The organism is Tardiphaga sp. 619_E2_N8_4 (genome assembly GCF_051810905.1).
GTDB classification, from domain to species: Bacteria; Pseudomonadota; Alphaproteobacteria; order Rhizobiales; family Xanthobacteraceae; genus Tardiphaga; species Tardiphaga robiniae.
Genome location: NZ_JBPWQJ010000001.1, coordinates 1,825,001 through 1,851,617, shown reverse-complemented (window position 1 = coordinate 1,851,617; position 26,617 = coordinate 1,825,001). Strand labels below are relative to the sequence as shown.

General features: G+C 61.6%; 27 protein-coding genes and 1 tRNA gene (1 of these 28 only partly in view). 13 read left to right on the top strand and 15 right to left on the bottom strand.

Annotated features, from left to right (window positions below):
- Positions 1-151: 151 nt before the first annotated feature.
- Both AB8A23_RS08805 and AB8A23_RS08800 read right to left on the bottom strand, forming a co-directional pair.
- Positions 152-751: a superoxide dismutase gene (locus tag AB8A23_RS08805; RefSeq protein ID WP_093757222.1), complete on the bottom strand. Its 600-nt coding sequence runs from the start codon at positions 749-751 to the stop codon at positions 152-154.
- A gap of 106 nt (positions 752-857) precedes the next feature.
- Positions 858-2,099, bottom strand: coding sequence for an MFS transporter (locus AB8A23_RS08800; protein ID WP_120287214.1), 1,242 nt, complete (start codon positions 2,097-2,099; stop codon positions 858-860).
- A gap of 116 nt (positions 2,100-2,215) precedes the next feature.
- On the opposite strand from AB8A23_RS08800, the gene AB8A23_RS08795 reads away from it, so the two are divergent.
- Entirely contained in the window at positions 2,216-2,740 is a 525-nt protein-coding gene (locus AB8A23_RS08795; protein WP_175367747.1) for a GNAT family N-acetyltransferase, read from the top strand.
- Between the two features lie 144 nt (positions 2,741-2,884).
- On the top strand, positions 2,885-3,328 hold the full coding sequence (locus AB8A23_RS08790) for a DUF2147 domain-containing protein (protein ID WP_092145969.1): 444 nt from the start codon (positions 2,885-2,887) through the stop codon (positions 3,326-3,328).
- Between the two features lie 14 nt (positions 3,329-3,342).
- Here AB8A23_RS08790 and AB8A23_RS08785 read toward each other — a convergent pair whose 3' ends face one another.
- The 5 genes from AB8A23_RS08785 to AB8A23_RS08765 form a co-directional block, all read right to left on the bottom strand.
- Positions 3,343-4,494, bottom strand: a complete 1,152-nt coding sequence (locus AB8A23_RS08785; RefSeq protein ID WP_439059886.1) for a DUF3095 domain-containing protein — start codon at positions 4,492-4,494, stop codon at positions 3,343-3,345.
- A gap of 91 nt (positions 4,495-4,585) precedes the next feature.
- Positions 4,586-5,890: a type III glutamate--ammonia ligase gene (glnT, locus tag AB8A23_RS08780; protein WP_439059887.1), complete on the bottom strand. Its 1,305-nt coding sequence runs from the start codon at positions 5,888-5,890 to the stop codon at positions 4,586-4,588.
- 39 nt (positions 5,891-5,929) lie between these two features.
- Positions 5,930-7,261 (bottom strand): FMN-binding glutamate synthase family protein, encoded by a 1,332-nt coding sequence (locus AB8A23_RS08775; RefSeq protein ID WP_184512087.1) that lies wholly within the window; start codon positions 7,259-7,261, stop codon positions 5,930-5,932.
- Positions 7,261-7,947 carry a protein glxC gene (locus AB8A23_RS08770; protein ID WP_184512088.1) on the bottom strand — a complete coding sequence of 229 codons (687 nt, stop codon included), beginning with the start codon at positions 7,945-7,947 and terminating at the stop codon, positions 7,261-7,263. Before AB8A23_RS08770 ends, AB8A23_RS08775 begins: the two co-directional genes overlap by 1 nt.
- Positions 7,947-8,840, bottom strand: a complete 894-nt coding sequence (locus AB8A23_RS08765) for a class II glutamine amidotransferase (RefSeq protein WP_439059888.1) — start codon at positions 8,838-8,840, stop codon at positions 7,947-7,949. Before AB8A23_RS08765 ends, AB8A23_RS08770 begins: the two co-directional genes overlap by 1 nt.
- Positions 8,841-8,980: 140 nt before the next feature.
- Here AB8A23_RS08765 and AB8A23_RS08760 point away from each other — a divergent pair, with 140 nt between their 5' ends.
- Complete coding sequence (locus tag AB8A23_RS08760) at positions 8,981-9,637, top strand: XRE family transcriptional regulator (RefSeq protein WP_176454660.1); 657 nt, start codon at positions 8,981-8,983, stop codon at positions 9,635-9,637.
- Between the two features lie 3 nt (positions 9,638-9,640).
- On the opposite strand, the gene AB8A23_RS08755 is transcribed toward AB8A23_RS08760, so the two are convergent.
- The 3 genes from AB8A23_RS08755 to AB8A23_RS08745 form a co-directional block, all read right to left on the bottom strand.
- A complete protein-coding gene (locus AB8A23_RS08755) occupies positions 9,641-10,603 on the bottom strand; it encodes a GlxA family transcriptional regulator (protein ID WP_439059889.1) in 963 nt (320 codons plus the stop codon).
- 48 nt (positions 10,604-10,651) lie between these two features.
- The gene (locus tag AB8A23_RS08750) at positions 10,652-11,908 is read right to left on the bottom strand and encodes an aminopeptidase (RefSeq protein WP_439059890.1); all 1,257 of its coding nucleotides are present in this window, start codon (positions 11,906-11,908) and stop codon (positions 10,652-10,654) included.
- A gap of 94 nt (positions 11,909-12,002) precedes the next feature.
- Positions 12,003-12,239, bottom strand: coding sequence for a ribbon-helix-helix domain-containing protein (locus AB8A23_RS08745; protein WP_439059891.1), 237 nt, complete (start codon positions 12,237-12,239; stop codon positions 12,003-12,005).
- 226 nt (positions 12,240-12,465) lie between these two features.
- Here AB8A23_RS08745 and AB8A23_RS08740 point away from each other — a divergent pair, with 226 nt between their 5' ends.
- The 5 genes from AB8A23_RS08740 to AB8A23_RS08720 all read left to right on the top strand — a co-directional run bounded on the left by AB8A23_RS08740 (position 12,466) and on the right by AB8A23_RS08720 (position 19,908).
- The gene (locus AB8A23_RS08740; RefSeq protein ID WP_439059892.1) at positions 12,466-14,007 is read left to right on the top strand and encodes a methyltransferase domain-containing protein; all 1,542 of its coding nucleotides are present in this window, start codon (positions 12,466-12,468) and stop codon (positions 14,005-14,007) included.
- 416 nt (positions 14,008-14,423) lie between these two features.
- A complete protein-coding gene (nirB, locus tag AB8A23_RS08735; protein ID WP_439059893.1) occupies positions 14,424-16,901 on the top strand; it encodes a nitrite reductase large subunit NirB in 2,478 nt (825 codons plus the stop codon).
- Between the two features lie 2 nt (positions 16,902-16,903).
- On the top strand, positions 16,904-17,248 hold the full coding sequence (nirD, locus tag AB8A23_RS08730; protein WP_374725601.1) for a nitrite reductase small subunit NirD: 345 nt from the start codon (positions 16,904-16,906) through the stop codon (positions 17,246-17,248).
- A gap of 48 nt (positions 17,249-17,296) precedes the next feature.
- Positions 17,297-18,118, top strand: a complete 822-nt coding sequence (locus tag AB8A23_RS08725) for a formate/nitrite transporter family protein (RefSeq protein WP_175367737.1) — start codon at positions 17,297-17,299, stop codon at positions 18,116-18,118.
- 71 nt (positions 18,119-18,189) lie between these two features.
- Positions 18,190-19,908 carry a protein kinase domain-containing protein gene (locus AB8A23_RS08720; RefSeq protein ID WP_439059894.1) on the top strand — a complete coding sequence of 573 codons (1,719 nt, stop codon included), beginning with the start codon at positions 18,190-18,192 and terminating at the stop codon, positions 19,906-19,908.
- Between the two features lie 138 nt (positions 19,909-20,046).
- Here the strand turns inward: AB8A23_RS08720 and AB8A23_RS08715 are convergent.
- Together AB8A23_RS08715 and AB8A23_RS08710 are read right to left on the bottom strand one after the other, a co-directional pair.
- A tRNA-Met gene (locus AB8A23_RS08715) sits at positions 20,047-20,123 on the bottom strand.
- 285 nt (positions 20,124-20,408) lie between these two features.
- Positions 20,409-21,170 carry an SDR family NAD(P)-dependent oxidoreductase gene (locus AB8A23_RS08710; RefSeq protein ID WP_184512096.1) on the bottom strand — a complete coding sequence of 254 codons (762 nt, stop codon included), beginning with the start codon at positions 21,168-21,170 and terminating at the stop codon, positions 20,409-20,411.
- Between the two features lie 111 nt (positions 21,171-21,281).
- On the opposite strand from AB8A23_RS08710, the gene AB8A23_RS08705 reads away from it, so the two are divergent.
- Positions 21,282-21,797, top strand: coding sequence for a CvpA family protein (locus tag AB8A23_RS08705; RefSeq protein WP_439059895.1), 516 nt, complete (start codon positions 21,282-21,284; stop codon positions 21,795-21,797).
- 76 nt (positions 21,798-21,873) lie between these two features.
- Positions 21,874-22,656, top strand: coding sequence for an SDR family oxidoreductase (locus AB8A23_RS08700; RefSeq protein ID WP_175367646.1), 783 nt, complete (start codon positions 21,874-21,876; stop codon positions 22,654-22,656).
- 72 nt (positions 22,657-22,728) lie between these two features.
- On the opposite strand, the gene AB8A23_RS08695 is transcribed toward AB8A23_RS08700, so the two are convergent.
- Entirely contained in the window at positions 22,729-23,142 is a 414-nt protein-coding gene (locus AB8A23_RS08695; RefSeq protein ID WP_089266221.1) for a DUF3775 domain-containing protein, read from the bottom strand.
- 130 nt (positions 23,143-23,272) lie between these two features.
- Between AB8A23_RS08695 and AB8A23_RS08690 the strand changes: the two genes are divergently transcribed.
- The 3 genes from AB8A23_RS08690 (at position 23,273) to AB8A23_RS08680 (ending at position 25,803) form a co-directional block, all read left to right on the top strand.
- The gene (locus AB8A23_RS08690) at positions 23,273-24,124 is read left to right on the top strand and encodes an MBL fold metallo-hydrolase (RefSeq protein ID WP_439059896.1); all 852 of its coding nucleotides are present in this window, start codon (positions 23,273-23,275) and stop codon (positions 24,122-24,124) included.
- 89 nt (positions 24,125-24,213) lie between these two features.
- Entirely contained in the window at positions 24,214-25,056 is an 843-nt protein-coding gene (locus tag AB8A23_RS08685; protein ID WP_439059897.1) for a fumarylacetoacetate hydrolase family protein, read from the top strand.
- A gap of 129 nt (positions 25,057-25,185) precedes the next feature.
- Positions 25,186-25,803 (top strand): glutathione S-transferase family protein, encoded by a 618-nt coding sequence (locus tag AB8A23_RS08680; RefSeq protein WP_439059898.1) that lies wholly within the window; start codon positions 25,186-25,188, stop codon positions 25,801-25,803.
- Between the two features lie 79 nt (positions 25,804-25,882).
- On the opposite strand, the gene AB8A23_RS08675 is transcribed toward AB8A23_RS08680, so the two are convergent.
- Together AB8A23_RS08675 and AB8A23_RS08670 are read right to left on the bottom strand one after the other, a co-directional pair.
- A complete protein-coding gene (locus tag AB8A23_RS08675; RefSeq protein WP_439059899.1) occupies positions 25,883-26,425 on the bottom strand; it encodes a methylated-DNA--[protein]-cysteine S-methyltransferase in 543 nt (180 codons plus the stop codon).
- Between the two features lie 105 nt (positions 26,426-26,530).
- Positions 26,531-26,617, bottom strand: partial view of a hypothetical protein gene (locus AB8A23_RS08670; RefSeq protein ID WP_068729147.1) — the end only. 117 nt of this gene lie beyond the right edge of the window; only the last 87 of its 204 coding nucleotides appear in the window; its start codon lies beyond the right edge, outside the window — the gene reads right to left on this strand; the stop codon is at positions 26,531-26,533.

Genomic DNA, 26,617 nt, shown 5'->3' with positions numbered 1-26,617 from the left:
GTGGCTCACGTCATTCCGTTTTGCCGCAGCGTGCCTGCGGCGGCAAGTCGCAGCAGGTCAACCAAGACACGAAAACGTCACGACAACGAAAAAAGGCGGCAGCTTGCGCCACCGCCCTTCCCGCGCGTCATTAAACGCAGATCGAAAGCGATCAGACCGCCTTGCCGAACTGCTCGTCGACATATTCCCAGTTCACGAGATGATCGACGAACGCCTTGAGATAGTCGGGACGACGGTTGCGATAGTCGATGTAGTAGGAGTGCTCCCAGACGTCGACGCCGAGGATCGGGGTCGCGCCATGGACCAACGGGCTTTCGCCGTTCGCGGTCTTGGAGATTTCCAGCTTGCCGTTCTTGACCGAGAGCCAGGCCCAGCCGGAGCCGAACTGGCCAACGCCTGCAGCGGCGAAGTCGGTCTTGAACTTCTCGAGACCGCCGAGATCCTCGGTGATCTTCTTCTCCAGACGGCCGGGTAGCTTGTCGCCACCGCCGTTCGGCTTCATCCAGTTCCAGAAGTGGAGATGGTTGTAGTGCTGGCCGGCATTGTTGAAGAGCGCGGCATTCTTGCCGAACGAGCCCTTCACGATTTCTTCAAGCGATTTGCCTTCGAATTCGGTGCCCTTCAGCAGGTTATTGCCGTTGGTCACGTAAGCCTGATGGTGCTTATCGTGATGGAATTCCAGCGTTTCCTTCGACATATGCGGCGCGAGCGCGTCATAGGCGTAAGGCAGATTGGGAAGCGTGAAGGTCATGGGTCAAGATCCGCAATAATGGGAGAGTTGGCTTAACGGGAACCCTTATAGAAGGTTCCGCCCGGCTCCGACACTCCCATCTTTGCGATCCCCGATCGCTTCGCGATCAGGCCGCGCTCGGCATTGCGGCGGAGACGGCATCGCGCCGCACTGGCGGCTTCACATTCATCAGCATCTGGAAGCATCCGGCGATCATCCCGATCACGACGGCGAATTGCCAGGCACGATCGTAATTGCCGAGATGAGAGAAGATCATGCCGCCGCCCCAGGCGCCCAGGAAAGATCCTGCCTGATGGCTGAGGAAGGCGATGCCCGTGAGTGTCGCCATGAAGCGCAACCCGAACAGCTGCGCGACGAGGCCGTTCACCAGCGGGACCACGCCGAGCCAGAGCGACCCCAGCACGGCTGCGAAGACCATGGTCGTGGTCGGCGTCGCCGGAAAATAGAAATAAGTGGCGAGCGCCAACGAGCGAACGATGTAAATTCCGCCGAGCAAAATCTGCTTCGGATAACGGCCGCCAAGCCAGCCAAAGGCATAGGAGCCAAACACATTGAACAGACCGACTATTGCCAGCGCGGTGGCGCCAAGCGACGCGTCGAGGCCGCAGATCGCCAGATAATTCGGCAGATGCGTGGTGATGAATACTAGCTGCAGGCCGCAGACAAAGAACGACAACGCCAGCACGATATAACCGGAATGACCGAGTGCGGACTGCACCACTTCTCCCAAAGATTGCTGCAGCTCATCCGCCGGTGCGCGTTCGATCTTGTCAGACTGGCCAGCAAACAGCGCAGCGGGGAGCATCACCGCAGCGAGGCCGAGAAAGCCGATCAGCGCCACTTGCCAGCCCGCCGTCGAGATCAGCGTCTGCGCCAGCGGCGACGCGATGACGAGACCGAGCGAACCTGCAGCCGACACCGCGCCCATGGTGACGCTGCGCTTGGCGGCGGAGACGCTGCGCGAAGCTACCGTCATGGTCATGCTCGACGCCGTGCAAGACAGTGCGAGGCCGACGCAAAGGCCGGCGCCCAGGGTGAAAACCAGCGGCGTGGTCGCGACCATCATGAAGACGAGGCCGGCCGCATAGATCAAAACGCCGATGATCATCACGTGACGGGTGCCGAAACGATCGGCGATAGCACCGATGAAGGGCTGCGAGATGCCCCAGATCACGTTCTGCAAAGCGGTGGCCAGGGAGAAATCGGCCGTGGTGATGGCAGTGTCGCGCAGAATCGAGGGTTGAAACAGGCCGAAGCTCTGGCGCATGCCCATGGCCAGGCTGAGCAGCGTCGCCGCGCCGGCCAAAATCGCCCAGCGCTGGTATTTGGAGAGCTCCGCCTCAGTCATTCCAACGTTTCCTTGATCCCTAGAATATTATTCTCAGATAAGCACTGGATTCGACAGGTTTACTACCCTCGGACCGACCTATAAGGGCTGCACAAAGCGCAGAGGTGGCGACCGAAATGAGCATCGAAATCGAGATTGTGACTGGCGATGCCTCATGGCCGAGCGTCAAACCGCTGTTCGACCTCGCATGGCCGCGGGAGGCGGTCGAGAAACTGCCCTGGGGACACGTGATCTTCGCCTATCCCGAATTGCGGGTGATCGTCGAGGACGACGGACAGCCGGTCTGCCATGTCGGCCTGTATCGGCGCGAAGGCATGTGGAAAGGCCACAAGACGCGGATTGGCGGCATCGGCGGCATGGTGACACACCCGGACTATCGCCGGCGTGGTCTGGCCAGTGTGGCCCTGACCGCAGCATTGCATACGCTAAAAGACGAACGCGCCACCGATTTTGCGCTGCTGTTCTGCGAACCGCACAATGTGGATTTTTACACGCGCCGCAACTGGAAGCCGTTCACCGGCGAGGTCTATGCCGAACAGCACGGCGAGCGGGTACGCTTCGATGTCATGACCCCGCTGGTGTCCTACCTGAAGCGAGCGCCGCATGAAGGCGAGATGGACCTGTGCGGGCTGCCGTGGTGACCGCCATCGGTTGACCTGAGCAAGCTGCGTCAAATTGAATCGATCATGATCATTTGAGACGCTGAGTAGTCTCAAACGCATCGCCGCGGCATTGCACAAATCCCATTTCTTGTTATGCAGACCGCCTGATCCGAGGAGACACGCATGGCCGCCAGATTCACTGTTATGATCGCATTGCTGGGTGCAGTGTTCGCAGGCTCCGCTGCGCAAGCCCAATCGGGCGGCGAAGCAACGGGTGTCTGGCAGACCCAGGCCGGCGATGCACAGGTGCGGGTCAGCAAATGCGGCACCATCCTGTGCGGCACCGTCGTCTCGCTGCGTGACAAGATCGATCCGCAGACCGGCAAGCCGCCGATCGACGACAAGAATCCCGATCCCGCGCTGGCCAAGCGCTCGATGATCGGCATTCACCTGTTCTACGATATGCGCCCAACCGGAGCGAACACGTGGTCGGGCCGAATCTACAATGCCGATGACGGGAAGATCTATACCAGCAACGTGGCGCTGGTCGGCCCTAACACGCTGAAGGTCGAAGGCTGCGTCGGCGCATTCTGCGGTGGCGAGAACTGGACCCGCGTCGGCCGCTGATCAGGCGATCTCTTTCAAACTGACATAGCCTTCAATGCGGTGGCCGCCGAGGCATAGCCACCGCGCGCGCCGTCGATGAAATGTACGTGATCGCTGCGGATGGCTGACGGTGTGAAACACGTCATCATCGCAGCATCCTGGCGGTGCAGACCATAGCGCACCGTTCCTTCCGAGCCCGCCGCAACAAGACGCTGCTCCAGCGCGCGTTCGAGATCGGGCGTGCAATCCAGAATCATGCGCAGGCTGTCGTCATATTTGCGGAAATCTGAATTCTCGACCAGTTGCTGCACATAGGTCTTCGGCACGAACCCGCCGACGCTGATGCCGAAGCGCATCACGACGTAGACGAACAGGGTTCGCACGAGCACCCGTATGCGAAAACGCGCCAGCGAGTTCGCTCCTCGGCCGGCCAGAATCTCATAGCCCAGCCCTGCAGGCGGCCACCTCAGCGCTGGGCCGTCGGCAGGCACGGGACGGCCCGCATTAGGACTGCGTTCGACCAGTGCGATGATGTCTTCGATAACGCGACGAAATGCGGATGGGTCGGCTCCCGCTGCAGCCGTCACCAACACCGACAGAATCAAACCATGTGCCGATGGAATTTCCTCGAAGCGACATGAGAGCCCGGAGAGATCGGGATAGGTCCCGACAGGTGCCGGCGTCACCGCGAATTCGCCGCGCTTCATCGCGGCCTCTGCCCAGCCCAATCCGCCACCGGAAAACATCGCATAGGATACGTTCTTCGACGGCCCGAAGCGCGCCACGCGCACATCCACCCCCTGCGCGCGGATGTCTTTGATCGGCACCAGGGCCACGCGCATCGCGAGATCGAGATCGTGCTTCACCCAGGTGGCCGTTGCCGCCAATGCCCCGCGGGCGCGATCGAGATCGTCCGGCGAGACTGCGAAGCTCGCGCCATCGCCGCCGAACACGAAGGGGAATTCGCGGCCGTCCAACGCGTTGGTCACGGCAGCAATGACGGCAGCGCCGGCCATGTTGACGGCCTTGTAGCGCTGTTCGGCGATGGCCTTGGTGGATTCGACGATATCGGCGACGCCGATGATCCAGTCATCCGGCAGCGGCATGTACAAAGCCGGGTCCATCACCCGGTCGAAACCGTAAAATATTGAAATGCCGTCGTAAAACGCGCTGACGCCGGTCGTCATGGTGCGAAATGATCCTGCGACAACGTTGCGTCAACCCAATGACGCTCCCAAGTCAGGACTCATAGCACGCAATTTCGACGAACGTGCGGTATCAGCAATCCAAAGTCGTCTGCCGCTCCCATTCGGTGAGCTGACGGCAGTGCTCATTCCAGTCGCTGTGTTTGAGCTTGAGATACGATCCGACCACGACCTCGCCGAGTTGATCCTTCAACACCGCGGACGCTTCGAGCGCGCGCAATGCATCGAGCAGGTTCAGCGGCAGCTGCTTTGCCTTCGGCGCCTTCGCGCCTTCCGTATACATATTGATGTCGAGGCGCGGGCCGGGATCGCGGCTGTTGGCCATGCCGTCGAGGCCGGCGGCCAACAGCGCCGCAGGCAGCAGATACGGATTGACCGCGCCGTCGGGCAGACGGAATTCAAAACGACCAGCATCGGGAATGCGGATCATATGCGTCCGGTTGTTGCCGCCGTAGGTCACCGTATTCGGCGACCACGTCGCGCCGGAGAGCGTGCGCGGCGCATTGATGCGCTTGTAGGAATTCACCGTGGGATTGGTGATGGCGCAAACCGCTTCGGCCGAATGAACGAGGCCGCCGATGAAGTGATAGGCGGTCTTCGACAGGCCGAGTTCACCGGCCTCATCTTCAAATACGTTGGAGCCATCCTTGGTCGACCAAAGCGACGCATGGACGTGGCAGCCGTTGCCAGTGAGATTGGCAAACGGCTTCGGCATGAAGGTCGCCTTGTAGCCGTGCTTCTCGGCGATCGACTTGACCATGAACTTGAAAAACGCGTGACGATCGGCGGTCTTCAGCGCGGTGTCGAACTCCCAGTTCATCTCGAACTGGCCGTTGGCGTCTTCATGGTCGTTTTGATAGGGCTTCCAGCCGAGCGAGATCATCGCGTCGCAGATTTCAGCGACGATCTCGTAGCGCCGCATCAGTGCCTGCTGGTCGTAGCACGGCTTGGCCTGCTGATCGGCGGGATCGGAGATCGCGGTACCGTCCGGCGAGATCAGGAAGTACTCGCATTCGACGCCGGTCTTGAGTTCGACACCCTGCTCCGCCGCCTTCGCAATGAGGCCTTTCAGCACCTGACGTGGATTCTGCGCCACGGGCTTGCCGCCCATATAGAGATCCCCCGTGACCCAGGCGACGCCGGGCTTCCATGGCAGCAGCGTCAGCGTATCCATATCCGGCATCACGAGCACGTCGGGATCGGCCGGCGTCATATCGAACCAGGCCGCGAAACCGGCAAAGCCAGCGCCGGACTTTGCCACGCCGTCCATGGCCGTGGCCGGCACCAGCTTGGCGCGCATGCCGCCGAACAGATCGACAAAGGCAATCAGGAAATATTTGAGATCGTGCTGTTTGGCTAGTTCGGTCCAGGTCGTCATTGACACGCGCTCCGAAGGTCATCCAGCCATAATGGCTCGTTAGATATTGCTGCCGGGAATCCAGTTCGTCCCCGCGAGAGGGACCCTCGCCATGGCCGCCGACTCCATTGTCAGCGCCACCAGATCTTCCGGTTCGAGATTGTGGACGTGGCTCTTGCCGCAGGCGCGTGCGATGGTCTGCGCTTCCAGCGTCATCACGGAAAGATAGTTTGCGAGCTTGCGGCCGGCGATCACGGGATTGAGCCGCGCGGCCAGCAAAGGATCCTGCGTTGTGATGCCCGCGGGATCGCGGCCCTCGTGCCAGTCGTCATAGGCGCCGGCCGTAGTGCCGAGCTTCTGATATTCGGCTTCCAGTGCGGGGTCGTTATCACCGAGCGCGATCAATGCAGCCGTGCCGATCGCCACCGCATCCGCGCCGAGCGCGAGACACTTGGCCACGTCAGCTCCATTGCGGATGCCACCGGACACGATGAGCTGCACCTTGCGATGCATGCCCAAGTCCTGCAGCGCCTTCACCGCCGGCGGGATCGCGCACATGGTGGGCAGGCCGACATTCTCGATGAAGACGTCCTGCGTCGCAGCCGTCCCGCCCTGCATGCCGTCGAGCACGATGGCATCGGCGCCGGATTTCACAGCGAGCGCGATATCGTAATACGGGCGTGAGGCACCGACCTTCACGTAAATGGGGATATTCCAGTCGGTGATCTCGCGCAGTTCCTGGATCTTGATTTCGAGATCGTCGGGCCCGGTCCAGTCCGGATGCCGGCACGCCGAACGCTGGTCGATTCCCACCGGCAAACGGCGCATGCCGGCGACGCGCTCGGTAATCTTCTGGCCGAGCAACATGCCGCCGCCACCGGGCTTGGCACCCTGCCCGACCACGACTTCAATTGCATCGGCCTTACGCAGGTCGTCCGGATTCATGCCGTAACGCGACGGCAGCACCTGATAGACCAGCAGATCGGAATGACCACGTTCTTCCGGGGTCATGCCGCCGTCGCCCGTGGTCGTCGACGTGCCCACCGCCGATGCGCCGCGGCCGAGTGCTTCCTTGGCAGGGCCGGACAGCGCACCGAAGCTCATGCCGGCGATGGTGATCGGAATCTTCAGATGGATCGGCTTCTTGGCGAAGCGCGCGCCGATGACGACATCGGTGGCGCATTTCTCGCGGTAGCCCTCCAGCGGATAGCGGCTGATCGAGGCGCCAAGAAACAGCAGGTCGTCGAAATGCGGCAGCTTGCGCTTGGCGCCGGCGCCGCGAATGTCATAGATGCCGGTCGCGGCAGCACGACGGATTTCCGCGATCGCGGCATCATCGAAGGTCGCGGACTTGCGCGGCGGCGTATGGATCCAGCGGTCTTGCGCGCTCATCAGTAGGACCCGACGTTGTCGATGTGGAAGTGATAGAGCTTTCGCGCGGAGCCATAGCGTTTGAACTCGTCCGGTCTGACGCCCTCGACGCCGGCCTCATCGAGCAGCTTCTTCAGCTCGACTTTGTGTTCGTCATTCAACGGCTTCTCGATGCAATCGGCGCCGAGGCTCGTGACCGTTCCGCGCACGAAGAGCTGCGCCTCATAGATGGAATCGCCGAGCGCTTCGCCGGCATCGCCGAGCACCACGAGTTTTCCGGCCTGCGCCATGAAGGCCGAGAGATGGCCCACCGAGCCCTTCACGACGATATCGATGCCCTTCATCGAGATGCCGCAGCGCGCCGAGGCATTACCGTCGATCACGAGCAGGCCGCCATTGCCGCTGGCGCCCGCCGCCTGCGAGGCATCGCCGGTGACGTGCACGCGGCCCGACATCATGTTTTCGGCGACACCCTGCCCGGCATTGCCGCGCACGGTGACGCGCGCCTGCTTGTTCATACCGGCGCAGTAATAGCCCACGTGACCGTCGATCTCGATCTCGACCGGAAAATCGAGACCGACCGCGATATTGTGCTGGCCGCGCGGATTCGTGACGGTCCAGTGCGTCTCGTTGGTGCTGGGTGTCAGCTGGTGCAGGGCGCTGTTGAGCTCGCGCAGCGGCGACGAAGCGAGATCGACCGTGGGCATCAGTGACGCTCCCACAGATAGACGCGGGCCGGTTCGGGCTCCCAGACCTTGGCGGCGTCGATGCCCGGCAGATCCACTAACGCACGATATTCGGTGCCGAAAGCAACCCAGCGATCGGTCTCGGCCATCACGGCTGGCTTGCAGGCAATGGAATCGCGCAGCACGCCGAAGCCGGTCTCGGTGCCGATGACGAATGTGTAGAAGCCATCGAGCGCGGACAGCGACGACGTCATCGCATCCTGCAGCGAAGCACCGGCGGCCATTTGCGATGAGATATACCCGGCGGCGACCTCGGAATCGTTTTCGGTGCGGAACGTCATGCCCTGGCGGATCAACTCGCGGCGAACGTCATTGTGGTTCGACAACGAACCGTTATGCACGAGGCACTGGTCCGTGCCCGTGGTGAAGGGGTGCGCGCCATTGGTGGTCACTGCGGACTCAGTCGCCATGCGGGTGTGGCCGACGGCATGGGTGCCGGCCATCGCGTTCAGACCGAAGCGCTTGGCCACGTCAGCGGGCAGACCGACTTCCTTGAACACAGCCATGCGCTTGCCGCGCGCAACCATGTCGACGTCTTTCATGCCGAGGAGCACAGATGCGACAGCAGCCTCGCGATCGGTGGGAACGCTGATGACGGCGTGGGTATCGTGCACCTGATACGCAATCGGCGCACCGGCGACCTTGCCGAGCGACGCCACCAATGCAGCGAAATCAAACGACGGCGCGGCACGCAGCGTCAGCTTGATCTGTCCGGCATCGCCGTCGCCATAAACAGCAAAGCCTGCAGAGTCAGGGCCGCGATCGCTCAGCGCTTCCAGCATGCCAGAGAGCAACCCGCCTAATTCGGGGGCCAGCTTTTGATCTTTCAGAAACAGACCGGCAATGCCGCACATGGCTCGCGTCTCGCTCGTTGAATGCGCGTGGACCTTGCCCGAAACAAAACCGCCATGTCAACCACAGAGAAAATAGTTTTCCTAACAAGAAATATTGCTATTGTCGGGAAATCAACGCTGCAGGAAACGCCATCGTGAAAGTGAAACCGAAGAAAACGAAATCATCGCCCGCCCGCTCAAAGCTGGAGGAGCTGCGCACCGGTTCGAACGCGCCGCTGGAAGTCGGTGGCTCCCTGGAATCCAAGATCGGCAATGAAGTGCGGCAGCTCCGCAAGGAGCTGGAGCTGACGGTGGCCGAGCTCAGCACATCGGCGGGCATCTCGACCGGCATGCTGTCAAAGATCGAGACCGGCAGCATCTCCGCATCGCTGGGCACGCTGAATGCACTCTCGAAAGCGCTCAACGTGCCGATCTCCAGATTCTTTCGCGAGACCGAGGAAGAGCGCGATTGCTCTTTCGTGAAGGCCGGCACAGGCGTCAAGATCGAACGCCGCGGCACCAAGTCCGGTCATCATTATCAACTGCTCGGCCAGTCGATCCACGGCGAGCTCGGCGTCGAGCCCTATCTAATCACGCTGAATGAGGATGCCGAGGCGTATAGCAATTTCCGCCATGCCGGCGTCGAGATGATCTACATGCTGACCGGGAAGGTGCGCTATCGCCATGCCGACCAGACCTATCTGATGGAGCCCGGCGACACCCTGTTCTTCGACGCAGCCGCACGGCACGGGCCGGAAGAACTGGTGAAGGCACCGATGACGTATCTATCGGTGATTATTTATCCGCGGCGGAGCTAGGCCTCACTTCGCCTTGCTCTTCCCCGACATCCGGTCCTGCGACGGTGGCACATCGAAGGCCCGCCGATACATCCGTGCGAAATGGCTGGCGCTGGCGAAGCCGCATTCGGCCGAGACCTCGACCACCGGCATACTGGTCTGCTGCAGCAGTGCACGAGCTTTCCCGAGGCGCAGAGTCATGTAATGCTGCTCAATGGTTACGCCGAGATGTGCGGTGAACAGCCGCTCGAGCTGGCGCACGGACACGCCGGCCGCTTTTGCCAGCTCGTCGCGCGGCGCAGGGCTGGCCAGACGCCGTTCCATCACGGTGATCGCCGAGAGCACGGCGCGATTGCTGGTGCCGAGGCGTTCACACAATGAAATGCGCTGGCTGTCATCGCCAAGGCGCACGGCGGTTTGCAAGAACCAGTCGCTGACTTTCGCCGCCAGCGCCTGGCCGTGATCGCGGCGGATGATCGCATGCATCATGTCAAGCGCGGCAACGCCGCCGGCGCAGGTCAGGCGGTTGCCATCGATCTCGAACAAAGTGCGCGTCGGCTCGATCTCGGGAAAGGCTTCGATGAACGCATCGAGATGCTCCCAATGGATCGTGCAGCGAACGCCATCGAGTATGCCGGCCTTGGCCAGAATGAACGGCCCACCGGAGACGCCGCCGATGGCGCAGCCCGAGCGCGCGAGGCGACGTAGCCACGCCAGCGTCTTGGCATCATCGAAACCAGCGGGATTGCCGCCGGCACAAACCAGCACCGTGTCGTAACGCACGCTGTCGGCAATGGTGTGATCGGAGGCCACCGACAATCCGTTCGACGCCAGGATCGCTTCGGTGCCGGTCGAGATCTGCAGCCACTGATACAGCTTCTTGCCGGCCAGCACATTGGCCGCGCGCAGCGGTTCGATCGCCGAGGCGAAGGACATGAGCGCGAAGCCGTCGATCAGAAGAAAGCCGACGCGGTGGGGCTGGGCCATAGATTTGAAGACTCAGTTTCCGCGCCCGTTCAGATCATTGCTGCAGCGTTACGCCCACTCGCCCTTGCGGAACACCGGCACGCGACGGCCGTCGGTGTGGACACCGTCGATGTCAATCTCGCCGGAGCCGATCATCCAGTCGATATGGATGAAGCTCTTGTTGCCGCCCTGCGCCGCGATCTGCTCGGGCGTGAGATCGCCGCCATTGACGAAGCACTTCGAATAGCACTGGCCGAGCGCAATATGGCAGGCGGCATTCTCGTCGAACAGCGTGTTGTAGAACAAGAGGCCACTCGCCGAGATCGGCGACGAATGCGGCACCAGCGCCACTTCGCCGAGCCGACGCGAGCCTTCGTCGGTGTCGAGCACCTTGTTGAGCACTTCCTCGCCGCGCGAGGCCTTCGCCTCGACGATCTTGCCGTCCTCGAAGCGCACCGCGATGTTGTCGATCAGTGTGCCCTGATAGGATAACGGCTTGGTTGATCGGACATGACCGTTGACACGCGCGGCATGCGGTGTGGTGAAGACTTCCTCGGTCGGGATGTTGGCGTTGCAGATGATGCCGTTCTTGGCGGTCGACGCGCCGCCTTCCCATTCATGGCCGTCGGCAAGACCCACCACAAGATCGGTGCCCGGCCCGGTGAAATGCAGCGCATGGAAGCGCTGGCCGTTCAGCCATTCGGTGCGGCTACGCAACGCAGCATTGTGCTTCGCCCAGGCGGCGATGGGATCGGCATTGTCGACGCGCGACGCCGCGAAGATCGCATCCGCAAGCTTTTGCACGGCAACGTCGTCTTCGTCGCCCGGAAACACCTGCTTGGCCCATGAGAGCGTCGGATAGGCGATGATATTCCAGTTGATGTCGAAGCCGGCGATCTTCTGCAGCGCCGGCTGATAGGCGATGGAATTCGCCTTGCTGGCGCGCGACACCTTGGCGGGATCTTCGTTAGACAGCAGCATCGGATTGTCGCCGACGATGGCAAGGCGCGCGGTGTTGTTGCCGAGCGCCTTGGCCATGCCCTCATAGAGCCAGCCGGCGGCGCGATCGAACGACACATCCTGGCCGTAGCGATAGCGCGCCAGCGTCATCTCTTCATCGGAGAAGAACGGAGTCACCAGGCCTGCGCCGGCCTTGTAGGCATGTTCAGCGATCTTGCGCACCAGCGGCAGCGCCGCGGCGGGGCCGGTCAGCAGCAGATCCTGCCCAGGCGCAAGTTGCAGCCCAACTTTTACGGCGACTTCGGCCAGACGGTCGAGCTTCACGGGATCGATGGGGGTGGACAAATTGCGCTGGTGAACGGTCATGCAGAGGCCCTGACTGATGTGGAAGTGGCTGGACCGAATGTAGGCGCAGATGCGCCTTGCCGCCAGCCGGTCCGCCGCAGGGCTTACCGGACGCCTACGACAGCCCGGGCTGCGGGACGAGGGCCTGGTAATGGGCCAGCGCGTAAAGCCTGATCGCCGAGGACAGGTTATTCTGCTGTCGGTTTTTGTCGATCTCACCGACGAGCTGCGACATCGTGATCCGGCGCATGCCGGCGATCTCCTTCAGCGCCGTCCAGAACGCCTCTTCGAGGCTGACGCTCGTCTTGTGTCCGGCGACGACGATCGATCGCTTTACGACGGGTGACTTCACCGCGCCTTCTCCATTTCCACCCAGTGATCGGTTTCTTTTCAGCCAGCTTATACGGATTGAAAGCTGCGGCAACAGATCAGATCATCCAACCTTAGACGAGTACTCGCACACAACCTCTTGATCACGACACAACCTCTACGGAACTATCGATACGTTGCCTTCGTGGCGCGCATTGGGCAGAAGCAGCATAGCGCATGCCTCTGGATCAAACTTCCCGATCGACTCGATGAATTCCGCCACGCTCCCCGATGCCCAGCACGCCGCTGATCAGATCGATCGCTGGATGAAGGAGCACGCCGTCTTCGCGCTGCTGATGGAGCATTCCGACAATGCATGTTCTGTGCTGCGGCAGTTTGCAACGATCAACCGCAACCATGGCCAGCATGACGTCGCTATCGACGCGCTTCTTGCTGCACTTGCGCTGATGCCGACGGACGTCACCGCCTGGCGTGAGCTCGCGACGGACTATCAATTGAGCGGTCGCGATGAACTGGCGGAAGCAAGTGCGTTGCGCGCGCTCGCCATCGATCCGGACCACGCGACGACATGGCTGCAATATGCGAGCCTCGCCTACCGGCTGCAGCGTATCGATGATGCTGAAACGGCCTATCTGCGCGCTCTGTCGGGCGATGCCTCGCTTGGCGACGCTCATCTCGGCCTGGGCGTGCTATATCTGGGCTCCCGCCGTCCCGAGCAGGCGATCATGCATCTGCAACACGCACTATCCTGGGGCGGCATCGACGCGGTCACGCATCTTTGCCTCGGACAGGCCTTCTACATGGCCGGCCGGTTTGGCGAGAGCGCCGATGCCTTGGCAACCGCAAACGGCTTTGTGCCACTGGAAGGCGTGACACTGCGTCTCTACGCCCGCGCGCGTACCTTTGCTTCGATGCTGGACGGCGACATTCAGGGCGCCATCGACCGCTACCCGACACTTGCGGGACAGGAGACCGAGCCATTGGATGAGGTCTTGCGCACCGCATTCGCGCTGTTCAGCGCCTATGGCATGCATGAAGCCGCTGCCACGGTCGGACATCTGCGACTGGAAGGCCAGCCGGACGATCCCGTGCAGCGCTACTTGCTGGATGCCGTCGGTGGACAGACGCATGATCGCGCACCAGCGGCCTATGTCGAATCGCATTTCGACGAATTCGCCGAGGGCTTCGACAGCAAGCTTGTGGACATTCTTGGCTACAAGGTGCCGCAGCAACTCGCCGATATGGTTGCGTCCTGCCGACCGACACTTGCGACCATTCTGGATCTCGGCTGCGGAACGGGGTTGGCTGCAGAGCCACTCGGGCGGTTCGGCGCGCGGCTGACCGGCATCGACCTGTCGGAGAAGATGCTCGCCATCGCAACACGGCGGAACGCCTATCACGACCTTATCAAGGCCGATGTCGTGAGCTATCTCGCGGACAGCCCGCGCAGCTTCGATCTCGTCTTCGCTGCCGATCTTCTGATCTATCTCGGCCGACTGGAAGAACTCATCGGCCTGATTGCGCGCGTATTACCTGCAGGCGGCCTCTTCGCAGCGAGCATCGAGCGCGCGGGTCACGGCGACTTCACGTTGCTCTCGTCAGGCCGGTTCGCCCATAGCGAGAGATATTTCGAAGCCTGCGCCACGACGAACTTCGAGATCGTGTGCAAGGAGAATTCCGAACTGCGCCTCGAAGCCGGGCGCCCTGCCCTCGGTACGCTTTACGTACTGCGCCGCCATGGCCGGCCGAGCACAGAGAACGGCCAGCTCACCACTACAACGATCCTCTAATAAATCGACGAGATCCTCGCCGAGCGCGCGTCGGTCGTCGAACCTGTGGTCTGCACAGACAGAGCGCCATTATCGCACCTGAAATGCATCGCACAATATTTAACCATCTGCCTAGGAAATCAGTAACGCCGCTCGTTTTAACGGCACGACTGATCTTCGACAGCAGAGCCCATTTAGAAATGCTCGAAAAATCAAAATGTTAGACGACAGGTATGTTGGCACGCCATTTGCTAATAATATCTACGTCAATGATGACCGCCGTCCGCCGGATGCTGAAACCGCTGCTGGTTTCAAGCGCAGGGACACAGCTCGCTTCCTGATTGTCAGGTGCGAAGCGGTCATCGTGACTCCATCCCTACCGGGCTTGGTGAGCGAGTTCCTGTTTCCGATCGGCAGCGGTCCAAACAGGTTTGCACATGCTCGATCAACCGAACGCAAAGAAGCAGAAGCTCGTCATCCTCGGCAACGGCATGGCCGCCGGCCGCGTCATGGACGAGCTGTTCGCACGCGCACCAGACCGCTACGACGTAGTGGTGTTCGGCGCGGAGCCGCGTGTTAATTACGACCGCATCATGCTGTCGCCGGTGCTCTCCGGCGAGAAGGCATATGACGACATTCTGATCCACACCGATGAGTGGTACGCGACCAACAAGGTTGATCTCAGGCGCGGCGAACTCGTCGTCGCGATCGATCGCGTTGCGAAAACCGTCACCACACAGTCCGGCGCGGTCGAAGCTTATGACACGCTGATTATCGCAACCGGCTCGAAGCCGATCCTCATTCCGGTACCCGGCGCGGAACTGCCCGGCGTCGTCACCTATCGCGATCTCGACGACGTCAACTTGATGCTCGATGCAGCCGGCAAGGGCGGCCACGCTGTCGTCATCGGCGGTGGTTTGCTCGGCCTCGAGGCTGCAGCCGGCCTCGCCATGCGCGGCATGACAACGACCGTCGTCCATCTGATGCCAACACTGATGGAGCGCCAACTCGATCCCAACGCCGCCTATCTGTTGCAAAAGGCGATCGAGGCGCGCGGCATCGAGGTGCTGACCGGAGCCAACACAGCAGCCATCCTCGGTGACACATGTGTCGAGTCAGTCCGGCTCGACGATGGTCGGACCCTACCGGCCGATCTCGTCGTGATGGCGGTCGGCATCCGCCCGAACACCGCACTCGCCAAGCTAGCCGACCTCAACGTCAAGCGCGGCATCGTCGTGGACGATCATCTGCGGACCAGCGACGACAACATCTATGCGGTCGGCGAGTGCGTCGAGCATCGCGGCCAGTGCTACGGCCTTGTCGCGCCCCTGTATGACATGGCGAAGACCCTCGCGGCGACCCTCGCCGGCGAAACCGTGGACGGCTATATCGGCTCGACCACTTCGACCAAGCTGAAAGTCACCGGCGTAGATCTGTTCTCGGCCGGCGATTTCGCCGAAGGCGACGTCAAGGATGAGATCGTGCTACGCGATCCTGCCCGCGGCATCTACAAGCGTGTCGTCTTGCGCGACGACCGCATCATCGGCGCGGTGCTCTATGGCGATACGGCCGACGGCTCGTGGTATTTCGACCTCCTCAAAAAGAACGCCGATATCGGCGCCATGCGCAACGCGCTGATCCTCGGCCAGGCCTATCAGGGCGGCGTTGCCCTCGATCCGGTCGCTGCTGTCGCAGCGCTGTCCGACGATGCCGAAATCTGCGGCTGCAACGGCGTCTGCAAGGGCGCGATCACGCAGGCGATCACCGCACACGGCCTCACCACCCTCGACGATGTGCGCGCCCGCACCAAGGCATCGGCTTCCTGCGGCCAGTGCACGGCGAAGGTGGAATCGCTGCTCGCGGCCACGCTTGGCGACAACTACTCCGCCGCCGGCCGCAAGCCGATGTGCAAATGCACTGACCTCACCCATAGCGAAGTCCGCGGCTTCATCCTCTCGAAGGAGTTGAAGTCCGTTCCGGCCGTGATGCAGGAACTGGCGTGGAAAACCTCCTGCGGCTGTCCGTCCTGCCGCCCCGCGCTGAACTATTATCTACTCTGCGCGTGGCCGGGCGAATATGCCGACGATGCGCAGTCGCGCTACATCAACGAGCGCGTCCACGCCAACATCCAGAAAGACGGCACCTTCTCCGTCGTACCGCGCATGTGGGGCGGCCTGACCACGCCTGACGAATTGCGCGCCATCGCCGACGTCGCCGACCGCTTCAAGATTCCGACGGTGAAAGTCACCGGCGGCCAACGCATCGATCTGCTGGGCGTGCGGAAGGAAGACCTGCCCGCGGTGTGGGCGCAGCTCAACAGTGCGGGCCTCGTCTCCGGCGCAGCCTATGCCAAGGGCCTGCGCACGGTGAAGACCTGCGTCGGCTCCGAATGGTGCCGCTTCGGCACACAGGACTCGACCGGTCTCGGCGTCAAGCTCGAACGTTTCATGTGCGGCTCATGGGCGCCTGCGAAGGTAAAGCTCGGCGTTTCGGGCTGCCCGCGCAACTGCGCGGAATCCACGGTGAAGGACATCGGCGTGATCTGCGTCGAGTCCGGTTACGACATCCACATCGCCGGTGCGGCGGGCCTGCATGTCCGCCAGACCGATCTGCTCGGCCATGTCGATACGGAGGACGAGGCGATCGAGTACATCGCCGCCTTCATGCAGATGTACCGCGAGGAAGCGGGCTATCTCGAGCGCGTCTGGAAGTGGGTCGAAAATGCCGGCCTCGACAAGGTACGCGCGGCGATCATGGATGATGCCGACAACCGCCGCGCGCTGCTGGCGCGCTTCGAAAAATCACAGCGCGCGGTCCGCAGGGATCCCTGGGCCGAACGCGCCGCCGGCCGCGAACAGCATGAATTTACGCCGCTCGCAACACTCAACTCGATTATAGCCGTCCCGGCAGAATGAACATGACAATGGTCCCATCCAACGACTTCTGGTTCGACGTCGGCCCACTGCGCGCGATCCCGCAACGCGGCGCGCGCACGGTGAAGACTCCGCGGCGCGAGATCGCGGTATTCCGCACCGCCAGCGACGAGGTGTTTGCGCTGGAAAATCGCTGCCCGCACAAGGGGGGTCCGCTTAGCGAAGGCATCGTGCACGGTCGCAAGGTCGCCTGCCCGCTGCACAACTGGATCATCAATCTCGATGATGGCGAAGCCTCGGGCGCTGATAAAGGCTGCGCGCGCAGCTTCCCGGTCAAGCTCGAGAACGGCCGCATCTATCTCAACATGAGCGTCGCCGCCGCCCCATAGGCGCGCGCCACGTCAACCGAACCCAGCTCAAAAGAAAGTTTTCAAGTAATGGCCTATCTCGTCCCTTCAGAATTCGTGACCAAGATGGTGGATGCCGGCGAATCCAAGATCTTCATGTCCACGCGCGACACCATCATCCGCGCCTTCATGGCAGGCGCGATCCTGGCACTCGCCGCGGTGTTCGCCGTCACCGTCACGGTGCAAACAGGCTATCCGATTATCGGCGCAATCCTCTTCCCGGTCGGTTTCTGCATGCTCTATCTGCTGGGTTTCGACCTGCTCACCGGCGTCTTCGTGCTGACGCCTCTGGCATTGCTTGACAAGCGCCCCGGCGTCACTGTCGGCGGCGTGCTCCGCAATTGGGGGCTCGTCTTCATCGGCAATTTCATGGGCGCGATCATCGTGGCCATCATGATGTCAATCGTGTTTACCTTCGGCTTCTCGACGCCGCCGGACAAGGTGGGTCAGGTGATCGGCCATATCGGCGAAGGCCGCACGCTTGGCTATGCGCAGTATGGCGCAGCCGGCATGCTGACGCTGTTCATCCGCGGCATGCTCTGCAACTGGATGGTCTCAACCGGCGTGGTCGGTGCGATGATCTCAACAACCGTCAGCGGCAAAGTCATCGCGATGTGGATGCCGGTCATGGTCTTCTTCGCGATGACGTTCGAGCATTCGATCGTCAACATGTTCCTGTTCCCTGCCGGCCTGATGCTCGGCGGCAAGTTCACGATCATGGATTACATCATCTGGAACGAGATTCCGACCGTGCTCGGCAACCTCATTGGCGGCCTTACCTTCACCGGCCTAACGCTGTATGCAACACACATCAAGACAGCTCCGAAGCGCGTTGCTAGTCTCGCCCGCTAGGCTGCCCCGCAATCCTCGCAACCCGACGCCCCGGCTTCTCCAGCTGGGGCGTCATTTTATTAGTGTGACCCATGCCGCGTGAATTGACGATTTCGATCGGCCAGCATTCGGACAGGGGCCGCAAAGACACCAATCAGGATTTCCACGGCGCCCTGATTCCGACCGAGCCGCTGTTGACCCTCAAAGGCATTGCCGTCGTCATCACCGACGGCATCAGCAGCAGCGCGGTCAGCGGCGAAGCCAGCGAATCTGCGGTCAAATCGTTTCTCACCGACTATTACTGCACATCCGAATCCTGGTCGGTGAAGACATCGGCGCAACGCGTCATCGCTGCGACCAATTCGTGGCTGCAATCCCAGACCCAGCGCGGCCGCTACCATTACGACAAGGATCGCGGCTATGTCTGCACCCTGAGTGCAATGGTGATACGCGCACGCGCAGCGCACCTCTTTCATGTCGGCGATTCCCGCATCTATCGCGTATCGGACCGCGCACTCGAGCAACTCACCACCGACCATCGCGTCGTGATCTCATCCGAGCAGAGCTACCTCGCCCGCGCGCTTGGCGTGAACCCGCAAATCGAGATCGACTATCAGGCCCTGCAGATCGATGCCGGCGATGTCTACGTCCTCGCCACCGACGGGGTCTATGATTTCGTCAGCGCGCGCTTCATCACTTCGACGATTGCCGATCACGCAGGCGATCTCGATGCTGCCGCGAGGCTGATCGTCGACGAGGCCTATGCGCAGAACAGCCCGGACAACCTCACCGTGCAGATCGTGCGGATAGATGCGGTGCCGGACGGTGAGGCCAGCGACATTCTGATGTCGCAATTGCCGCTGCCGCCACTGCTCGAAGCGCGCATGACGTTCGACGGCTACGGGATCGTACGCGAACTGCACGGCAGCAGCCGCAGCCACATCTATCTCGCGGTCGATGTGGAGACCGGCGAACAGGTTGTCATCAAGATTCCGTCGATCGATCTGCGCGACGACCCGGTCTATCTCAAGCGGTTCATGATCGAGGAATGGGTGGCGCGGCGGATCGACAGCGCGCATGTGCTGAAGCCGTGCCGACAGTCGCGCAAGCGCAACTACCTCTACATCGTCGCCGAATTCATCGAAGGCCAGACGCTGAAGCAGTGGATGCTCGACAATCCGAAGCCGGATTTGGAAACCGTGCGCGGCATCACCGAGCAGATAGCACGCGGCTTACAGGCGTTCCATCGGATGGAGATGATCCATCAGGACATTCGGCCAGACAATATCATGATCGACAAGACGGGCACGGTGAAGATCATCGATTTTGGCTCGACCCGTGTCAACGGCGTCGCCGAAGCTGATTCACCCGGCAAGCACAGCGACATTCTCGGCACGCCGCAATACACCGCACCCGAGTTGTTTTTCGGCAAGCGCGCCACATCGCAATCCGACCTCTATGCGCTTGGGACCCTCACCTATCAGATGCTGTCCGGGACGCTGCCTTACGGAGCAGAGGTCGCGAAGGCGACGAATGCCGCGCAGCACCGCAAGTTGCGCTATCGATCGCTGCTCAACAATGCCAGCGATATTCCGGAATGGATCGACGGCGTGTTGCGCAAGGCCGTGCACCCCGACCCGGTGAAGCGCTACGACGAACTCTCCGAATATATTTACGACCTGCGCAATCCGAAGGCGGAGTTTCTCAATCCGCCGACCGTGCCGCTGCTGGAGCGCAATCCGAACATGGTCTGGAAGGGCCTGTCGCTGCTGCTCGCTATAACTGTCATCGTATTGCTGTCGAGGCGCTAACGGCATCGCCAGTTGGCGCCTGCATCACTGCGGAAACCTCACATTCTTTCCCTGAAAGGCATCCGTCGCCACGACGTAAAAACGAAAAGCCGCCCAGAGGGCGGCTTTTCGTTTTTTCTGAAATATCAATTAGATGTTTGGTTGCGGGGATAGGATTTGAACCTATGACCTTCAGGTTATGAGCCTGACGAGCTACCGGGCTGCTCCACCCCGCGCCAAACCTTTCGGAAAACCAGAGACGAAACGAAGTCGGCCAACGCAAAGGCGTCGATCGATCCCAGTCCGGAGGCTTCCTGAGAAGGCAACCGGGGCAAAGCCCTCGGTGCGAGGGGTATGTACCAATGCCAGCCTGCTTTGGAAAGGGGCTGCGGCGATCTTTTTGCGCTTTTATGACGGTCCGGAAACGCGCCAATCTGCCTTGTTTCGGCACAGTCCGACCCAGTGACGGACCGCACAGAGCCAAACAGCCTTCAAAGACCCGCTGGACGCCCTCTGGCGGCCTAGTTCAGCAGAAAGCCACCATCCACAGTCACGGTGCTGCCGGTCATGTAGCGCGAGGCCTGCGAGGCCAGCAGCAGAATGGCACCGTCGAGGTCGCTCTCATGACCGACCCGGCGCTGCGCGATGCGCTTGATCAGCTTCTCGCCCACGGGCGTGTCCCAGGCGGCGTGGTTGATGTCGGTATCGATGTAGCCTGGCGCCAGCGCATTGACGCGAATGCGGTGAGCGGCGAGTTCCAGTGCCAGTGCCCTGGTCGCCTGCACGATGCCGGCTTTCGAGATCGCATAAGGCGACACCGCCTTGGTCAGCCCGAAGCCGAGGACGGAAGCGATATTGACGATATTGCCCTCCACTTTATGCGCGATCATGCGGCGCGCGGCTTCGGTCGCCGCGAAATAGGCGCCCTTGAGATTGGCCCCGATGACCGCGTCCCAATCCGCCTCAGTCTGATCGATGGCCATCTTCTCCACCGCGATGCCGGCATTGTTGATCAGCACGCTGACCGGCCCGAGCGCAGCTTCAGCGGCATCGAACGCCTTTGCGATCGAGGCATTGTCGGTGACGTCCATCGACACCGCGACAGCGCGTCCCCCCTTGTCCGTGATTTCCTTCTGCAGGCTCTCTAGCTTGCCCATTTGCCGCGCTGCGAGCACCACAGCTGCACCATGCGCGGACAGCACGCGCGCAAATTGTCGGCCGAGGCCCTGCGAGGCTCCGGTGATGAGGATGGTTTCTTTACTGACGTCGAATATCCCGGACATGGCATTTCCCTTTGATTTTGCCCTAGTGATACCCGGCCTTGCCGCGATCGCAAACCGGCGCGCTCCGCCGATTTCTTTGACGCGGAATTGCCGCATGGGGACGAAGCCGCGATGAACAGTTTCGATGTCGTCGTTTATGTCGGCCTGATCGTCGCCATGGTCATCGGCTTCCGCGCCGGCCTCTTGCGCAGCGCCGTGACCATCCTGGGCTATCTGCTGGCCATGCCGATCGCCGTCTGGATCACCGGGCTGATCGCGCCACATCTGTCCGGCAGCACCACCAGCTCGACCTCGCAGAATTCGTTGCTGTTCTTCGCCAGCTTTCTGGTGACCGGCATTGCGCTGGGCTCGCTGCTGCGCATGGCGATCAACGACATGATCGGCCACGAGATCGGCATCGGCGACCGGCTCGGCGGCGCTTTGCTCGGCGCCATTCGCGTCGGCCTGATCGCGGTGACGCTGGTGCTGATCTTCGACCAGTTGGTGCCGGCCGACAGGCAGCCAGCCTATATGACCGGCTCACAGCTGCGGCTCCTGCTGTCGCTGGCCGGGCAGAAGGGCGTCAAATCGCTGCCGCCGGACGTGACGGCCACCATCGAGCAATGGAAACGCGCGCACCGGCTCTGACGGGAGCGCCCTTATCAGACCCCACCGGAACCGCTATAACGCGGCCCTCGGATTATCGAACTTCAGGAGTGACATCGTGGATCTTGGAATCAAAGGCCGCCGCGCGCTTGTCTGCGCATCCAGCAAGGGCCTCGGCCGTGGCTGCGCCGAAGCGCTGGCCGCAGAAGGCGTGCATGTCACGATGACTGCACGCGGCGGTGACGTGCTGGCGGCAGCCGCTGCCGATATCCGCAAGGCCTATCCCGGCGTCGAGGTCACCGAAGTCGTCGGTGACATCACCACGGTCGAAGGCCGCGAAGCTGCGCTGAAGGCAGCCGGCCAGATCGACATCCTCATCAACAATGCCGGCGGCCCGCCGCCCGGCGATTTCCGCAACTGGACTCGCGACGACTGGATCAAGGCCATCGACGCCAACATGCTGACCCCGATCGAGCTGATCAAGGCGACGGTAGACGGCATGATGGAGCGCAAGTTCGGCCGCATCGTCAACATCACCTCAGCCGCCGTGAAAGCGCCGATCGATGTGCTCGGCCTGTCCAACGGCGCACGCAGCGGCCTGACCGGCTTCATCGCCGGCCTGTCGCGCAAGACGGTACGTGCGAACGTCACCATCAACGGCCTGCTGCCAGGCCCGTTCTACACCGACCGCCTGAAGGGCGTCGCCGCCGGACAGGTCAAGGCCACAGGTCTTTCGGTCGACGAAATCCTGGCCAAGCGCGCCGCCGAAAATCCGTCGGGCCGGTTCGGTCATCCCGATGAATTCGGTCAGGCCTGCGCCTGGCTGTGCAGTTCGAAGTCCGGCTTTATCACCGGCCAGAACATCGTGCTCGACGGCGGCGCCTTCCCCGGCACGATGTAAGTCGGCAGCATCTCAAGACGCAAAAAGGCGATCGGCTGCACGGCCGATCGCCTTTTCTTTTGGGTTGCGCAATCAGTGGACGGGTGTGGTGCGTTCGCTCGACCAATCGACGCCGAATTCTTCCAGGCCTTCGGCAAGAAGATCACCGAGCAATGGCTCGCCGAGCAGATAGCGCGCTGTGCGCCCGTTGCGGCCTTCTGCGGCTTCGCGGCGCAAGTCGCTCCATTCCTCGATGGTGGCGTCGCCGCGTCCCAGCCGCATCAAGGCGACAAGATCGATCTGCTCGTCCTCGGTGAGCGCGCTGATGAAGCCCGCGATTTCCCGCGCCACGGGGTCCTCGCCATTGTCCTCCAGCACATCGATCATGTCGTCATCGGCGCCGTTCGAGCCGGAATCGGGATCCGAGGCGATATCCTTGGCATCGAACTGCCGCGCCTTCTCGATCAGAAAGCCCACTTTCTCGGATGAAATCGCTAGTTCTGGCATCGCACGCTCCTCGCTGCAGGGCCCGGTGTTCCACTCTGACAACGCGCAGCCCCGCGAGATGATCCATTGCGCGCCACGCCGGAAACCCGCATCTTTCCAGCCCTAAAAAGAACAATGGGGTGAACGCCTGATGCAATGGACGGTCGGCAAGGTCAGGATCACGCAGATCATCGAAGGCGAGACGATTGGCAGCACACGCTTCATTCTCCCGCAGGTTGGCCCCGATGAGGTCCATGCGCTGCCGTGGCTGATGCCGGAATTTGCAACTCCTGAAGGCCGGCTGAAAATGTCGATCCATGCGCTGGTGGTGGAAACGCCGACGCAAAGGATCATAGTCGATACGTGTCTCGGCAACGACAAGCAGGGCCGTTCAGTCCCGGCGTGGAATGACCTGCACACGCCGTTCCTCGAAAACATTACAGCAGCGGGCTTCGCGCCGGACAGTATCGACACGGTGCTGTGCACGCATCTGCATGTCGATCACGTCGGCTGGAATACAAAACTGGTCGATGGCCAATGGACGCCGACATTCCCGAATGCACGCTATGTGTTCGGGCAGCACGAATACAACTACTGGGCGGCGCATAGCGATACGGCGTCGCATCTCGCCGTGTTCAACGATTCCGTAAAGCCGATCGCCGATACCGGGCTGATGGATCTCGTTGCCAGCGACGCGCAACTCTCGGACGAGGTCACGCTGATCCCGACACCGGGCCACAGCCCCGGCCATATGAGCGTGCATATCAAATCCGCAGGCGAGGAAGCGCTGCTGACGGGCGACGCCGCACATCATCCGGTGCAGATGGCGCATCTCGACTGGTCGTCCACGGCGGATGCCGATCGCCTGCAAGCCGCCGTATCGCGGCGCGCATTGTTCTCGCGTTTTGCGGATACGCCGACACTGGTGATCGGCGGTCACTTCGGTGCCGGCCACATCATGCGCGAGGGCGATGCTTTCAGATTTGCCGCGCTGCAGCACTGATTTTTGCGGCTCTGACCTTTCTGTCGCGCGGTTGAATTTCCCCGCGCCCTGTTCCACAACCTTTCAGGCAAGCCCCAAGGGAGACGACAATGAAGCTCGTAAGATACGGCGCGTTCGGCAGCGAAAAGCCGGGACTGATCGACAAGGACGGCAAGCTGCGTGACCTCTCCGGCCAGGTGAAGGATCTGGCTGACGATGCATTTGCGCCCGCCAATCTTGCCAAGCTCGCTGCGCTCGACCCGGCATCGCTGCCTGCCGTAAGCGGCTCGCCGCGCATTGGCTCGCCCGTTGGCGGCAAGCCGAAGTTCATCGCCATTGGCCTGAACTATGCCGACCACGCCGCCGAATCCGGCATGCCGATTCCGTCGGAGCCGATCGTCTTCATGAAGGCGCTGAACAGCCTGTGCGGCCCCAATGACGATGTGGAAAAGCCCCGCGGCTCGACCAAGCTCGACTGGGAAGTCGAACTCGCCATCGTCATCGGCAGCAAAGCCAAATATGTGACCGAAGCCGATGCGCTGAAGCATGTCGCCGGCTACAGCGTCTGCAATGACGTTTCCGAGCGCTTCTTCCAGATCGAGCGCGGCGGCCAGTGGACCAAGGGCAAGTCGCACGACACGTTCGGCCCGCTCGGCCCGTGGCTGGTGACATCAGATGAAGTCGGCGACGTGCACAAGCTCAGCATGTATCTCGACGTCAATGGCAAGCGATGCCAGACCGGCTCGACCGCGACCATGATCTTCAATGTGCCGCAGATCGTGTCGTATCTGTCCGGCATGATGACGCTGATGCCCGGCGACATCATCACCACAGGCACGCCACCCGGCGTCGGCCTCGGCATGAAGCCGCCGAAATTCCTCGAGGTCGGCGACGTCATGACGCTCGGCATCGAGAAGCTCGGTGAGCAGAAGCAGAAAGTGGTTGCGGCTTAAGGCGTATCACTTTCCTCGTCATTGCGAGGAGCGAAAGCTACGAAGCAATCCAGAAGGCCACAAAGCAAGGACTGGATTGCTTCGCTGCGCTCGCAATGACGACCAATAGAACTGAGTAAAGGACCAAAAATGAAGCTGACTTTTTCTCCGGGTTCGCCCTTTGCACGCAAGGTGCGCATCGCGGCGATCGAACTCGGACTGATCGACAAGATCGAACTGGTGGCGGCCTCGGTCGCGCCGACGCAGAAGAACGAGACCTATTCCCATGACATCAGCCCGGTCAGGAAATTGCCGGCGCTAATCCTCGACGATGGCAATGTCATCGTCGACTCCTACGTCATCACCGAATATCTCGACGAGCTCGCCGGCGGCAACAAGCTGATCCCGGCCTCGGGTCCGGCGCGCTGGAAGGTGAAGAGCGAGCATTCGATGCTGCAGGGCATGACGGATGCGATGCTGCTGTGCCGCTACGAGGTCGGCGTGCGCCCGAAAGAGCTTCTGTGGCAGGCTTGGTATGACGATCAGTGGGATCGCGCCTGGCAGGGTCTGACGCGTTTCGAAAATCATCCGGACATTCTGACGCGCCCGATGGATGCGGCGCAGATCGCGCTCGTCTGCGTGCTCGGTTATGCCGACTTCCGCTTCCCCGATTGCGGATGGCACAAGGCGTTTCCAAAACTCGACGCCTTTCACAACAAGATGCTGCAGCGGGAATCGGTCAAGATCTCCGTTCCGCCAAAGGGTTAGGGTCGAAAAGCGGCCTGACGCGATTTCACGTCAGCTTGCGAAAATCCTGCGTCAGGCCTGCGGCAATCTTGCGGCAGATCTAGTCGAACAGCGAGGGCGTGTGATTCACATACGCGCCCTCGATGGCGAGCATCTTGAGCTTGGTCTCGACGCCGCCATTGGCCGAAAATCCGCCCGGCTTGCCGCCGGCAGCCAGCACCCGGTGACACGGCACGATCACCGGACACGGATTCTGCCCCATCGCCTGCCCAACATTGCGTGACAGTTCGACACCGCCGAGCTTCTTGGCGATATCGCCATAAGTCAGCGTTGCGCCCGGCGGGATCTGGCGGGCAATCGCATAGACGTTGCGATAGAATTCGGGGACGTCGGTGAGATCGAGATCGATATCGAGAAGATCGACCGGCTTGCCGGTCATCAGTTCGACGATACCGTCGATGGCTGCCTGTACCGCAGGCGGCGGCGCAGCTTCGACGACCTCCGCATGGCGCTGCTTGATGCGCACGCGGGTCTGCTTTTCGTCCGGCTGCGGCAATTGCACGGCAACGATGCCGCGATCGGCCCATGCGATGCCGCAACGGCCAATGGCGGTGTCGAAGAGAGTGAACTGAACGTCGGTCATATGAGCCTCCATCGATCGCATCAGCATCCGATGTGGTGAGGTCCGGAGTTTGCGACGATCTTCAGCCATTCGCCACCCGATTCCGGAGCGGCAAACAGCTTTGTCTCAGCTCTGCTCGCGCGACGGCATGGAGGCGGCCTTGTGGATGAAGGCCTGGCCGAGCATGTCGAGGATTTCCTTGGTGGCCACGAA

Excerpts from the sequence above, each read along its gene's own strand:
- AB8A23_RS08805 (WP_093757222.1), bottom strand. The coding sequence starts at position 751 with ATGACCTTCACGCTTCCCAATCTGCCTTACGCCTATGACGCGCTCGCG.
- AB8A23_RS08685 (WP_439059897.1), top strand. The coding sequence starts at position 24,214 with ATGAAGCTCGTAAGATACGGCGCGTTCGGCAGCGAAAAGCCGGGACTG.
- AB8A23_RS08795 (WP_175367747.1), top strand. The coding sequence starts at position 2,216 with ATGAGCATCGAAATCGAGATTGTGACTGGCGATGCCTCATGGCCGAGC.
- AB8A23_RS08800 (WP_120287214.1), bottom strand. The coding sequence starts at position 2,099 with ATGACTGAGGCGGAGCTCTCCAAATACCAGCGCTGGGCGATTTTGGCC.
- AB8A23_RS08705 (WP_439059895.1), top strand. The coding sequence starts at position 21,282 with ATGAACAGTTTCGATGTCGTCGTTTATGTCGGCCTGATCGTCGCCATG.
- AB8A23_RS08675 (WP_439059899.1), bottom strand. The coding sequence starts at position 26,425 with ATGACCGACGTTCAGTTCACTCTCTTCGACACCGCCATTGGCCGTTGC.
- AB8A23_RS08790 (WP_092145969.1), top strand. The coding sequence starts at position 2,885 with ATGGCCGCCAGATTCACTGTTATGATCGCATTGCTGGGTGCAGTGTTC.
- AB8A23_RS08720 (WP_439059894.1), top strand. The coding sequence starts at position 18,190 with ATGCCGCGTGAATTGACGATTTCGATCGGCCAGCATTCGGACAGGGGC.
- glnT (WP_439059887.1), bottom strand. The coding sequence starts at position 5,890 with ATGACGACCTGGACCGAACTAGCCAAACAGCACGATCTCAAATATTTC.
- AB8A23_RS08695 (WP_089266221.1), bottom strand. The coding sequence starts at position 23,142 with ATGCCAGAACTAGCGATTTCATCCGAGAAAGTGGGCTTTCTGATCGAG.
- nirD (WP_374725601.1), top strand. The coding sequence starts at position 16,904 with ATGACAATGGTCCCATCCAACGACTTCTGGTTCGACGTCGGCCCACTG.
- AB8A23_RS08680 (WP_439059898.1), top strand. The coding sequence starts at position 25,186 with ATGAAGCTGACTTTTTCTCCGGGTTCGCCCTTTGCACGCAAGGTGCGC.
- AB8A23_RS08775 (WP_184512087.1), bottom strand. The coding sequence starts at position 7,261 with ATGAGCGCGCAAGACCGCTGGATCCATACGCCGCCGCGCAAGTCCGCG.
- AB8A23_RS08750 (WP_439059890.1), bottom strand. The coding sequence starts at position 11,908 with ATGACCGTTCACCAGCGCAATTTGTCCACCCCCATCGATCCCGTGAAG.
- AB8A23_RS08770 (WP_184512088.1), bottom strand. The coding sequence starts at position 7,947 with ATGCCCACGGTCGATCTCGCTTCGTCGCCGCTGCGCGAGCTCAACAGC.
- nirB (WP_439059893.1), top strand. The coding sequence starts at position 14,424 with ATGCTCGATCAACCGAACGCAAAGAAGCAGAAGCTCGTCATCCTCGGC.
- AB8A23_RS08755 (WP_439059889.1), bottom strand. The coding sequence starts at position 10,603 with ATGGCCCAGCCCCACCGCGTCGGCTTTCTTCTGATCGACGGCTTCGCG.
- AB8A23_RS08765 (WP_439059888.1), bottom strand. The coding sequence starts at position 8,840 with ATGTGCGGCATTGCCGGTCTGTTTCTGAAAGATCAAAAGCTGGCCCCC.
- AB8A23_RS08690 (WP_439059896.1), top strand. The coding sequence starts at position 23,273 with ATGCAATGGACGGTCGGCAAGGTCAGGATCACGCAGATCATCGAAGGC.
- AB8A23_RS08710 (WP_184512096.1), bottom strand. The coding sequence starts at position 21,170 with ATGTCCGGGATATTCGACGTCAGTAAAGAAACCATCCTCATCACCGGA.
- AB8A23_RS08740 (WP_439059892.1), top strand. The coding sequence starts at position 12,466 with ATGAATTCCGCCACGCTCCCCGATGCCCAGCACGCCGCTGATCAGATC.
- AB8A23_RS08725 (WP_175367737.1), top strand. The coding sequence starts at position 17,297 with ATGGCCTATCTCGTCCCTTCAGAATTCGTGACCAAGATGGTGGATGCC.
- AB8A23_RS08785 (WP_439059886.1), bottom strand. The coding sequence starts at position 4,494 with ATGACGACCGGCGTCAGCGCGTTTTACGACGGCATTTCAATATTTTAC.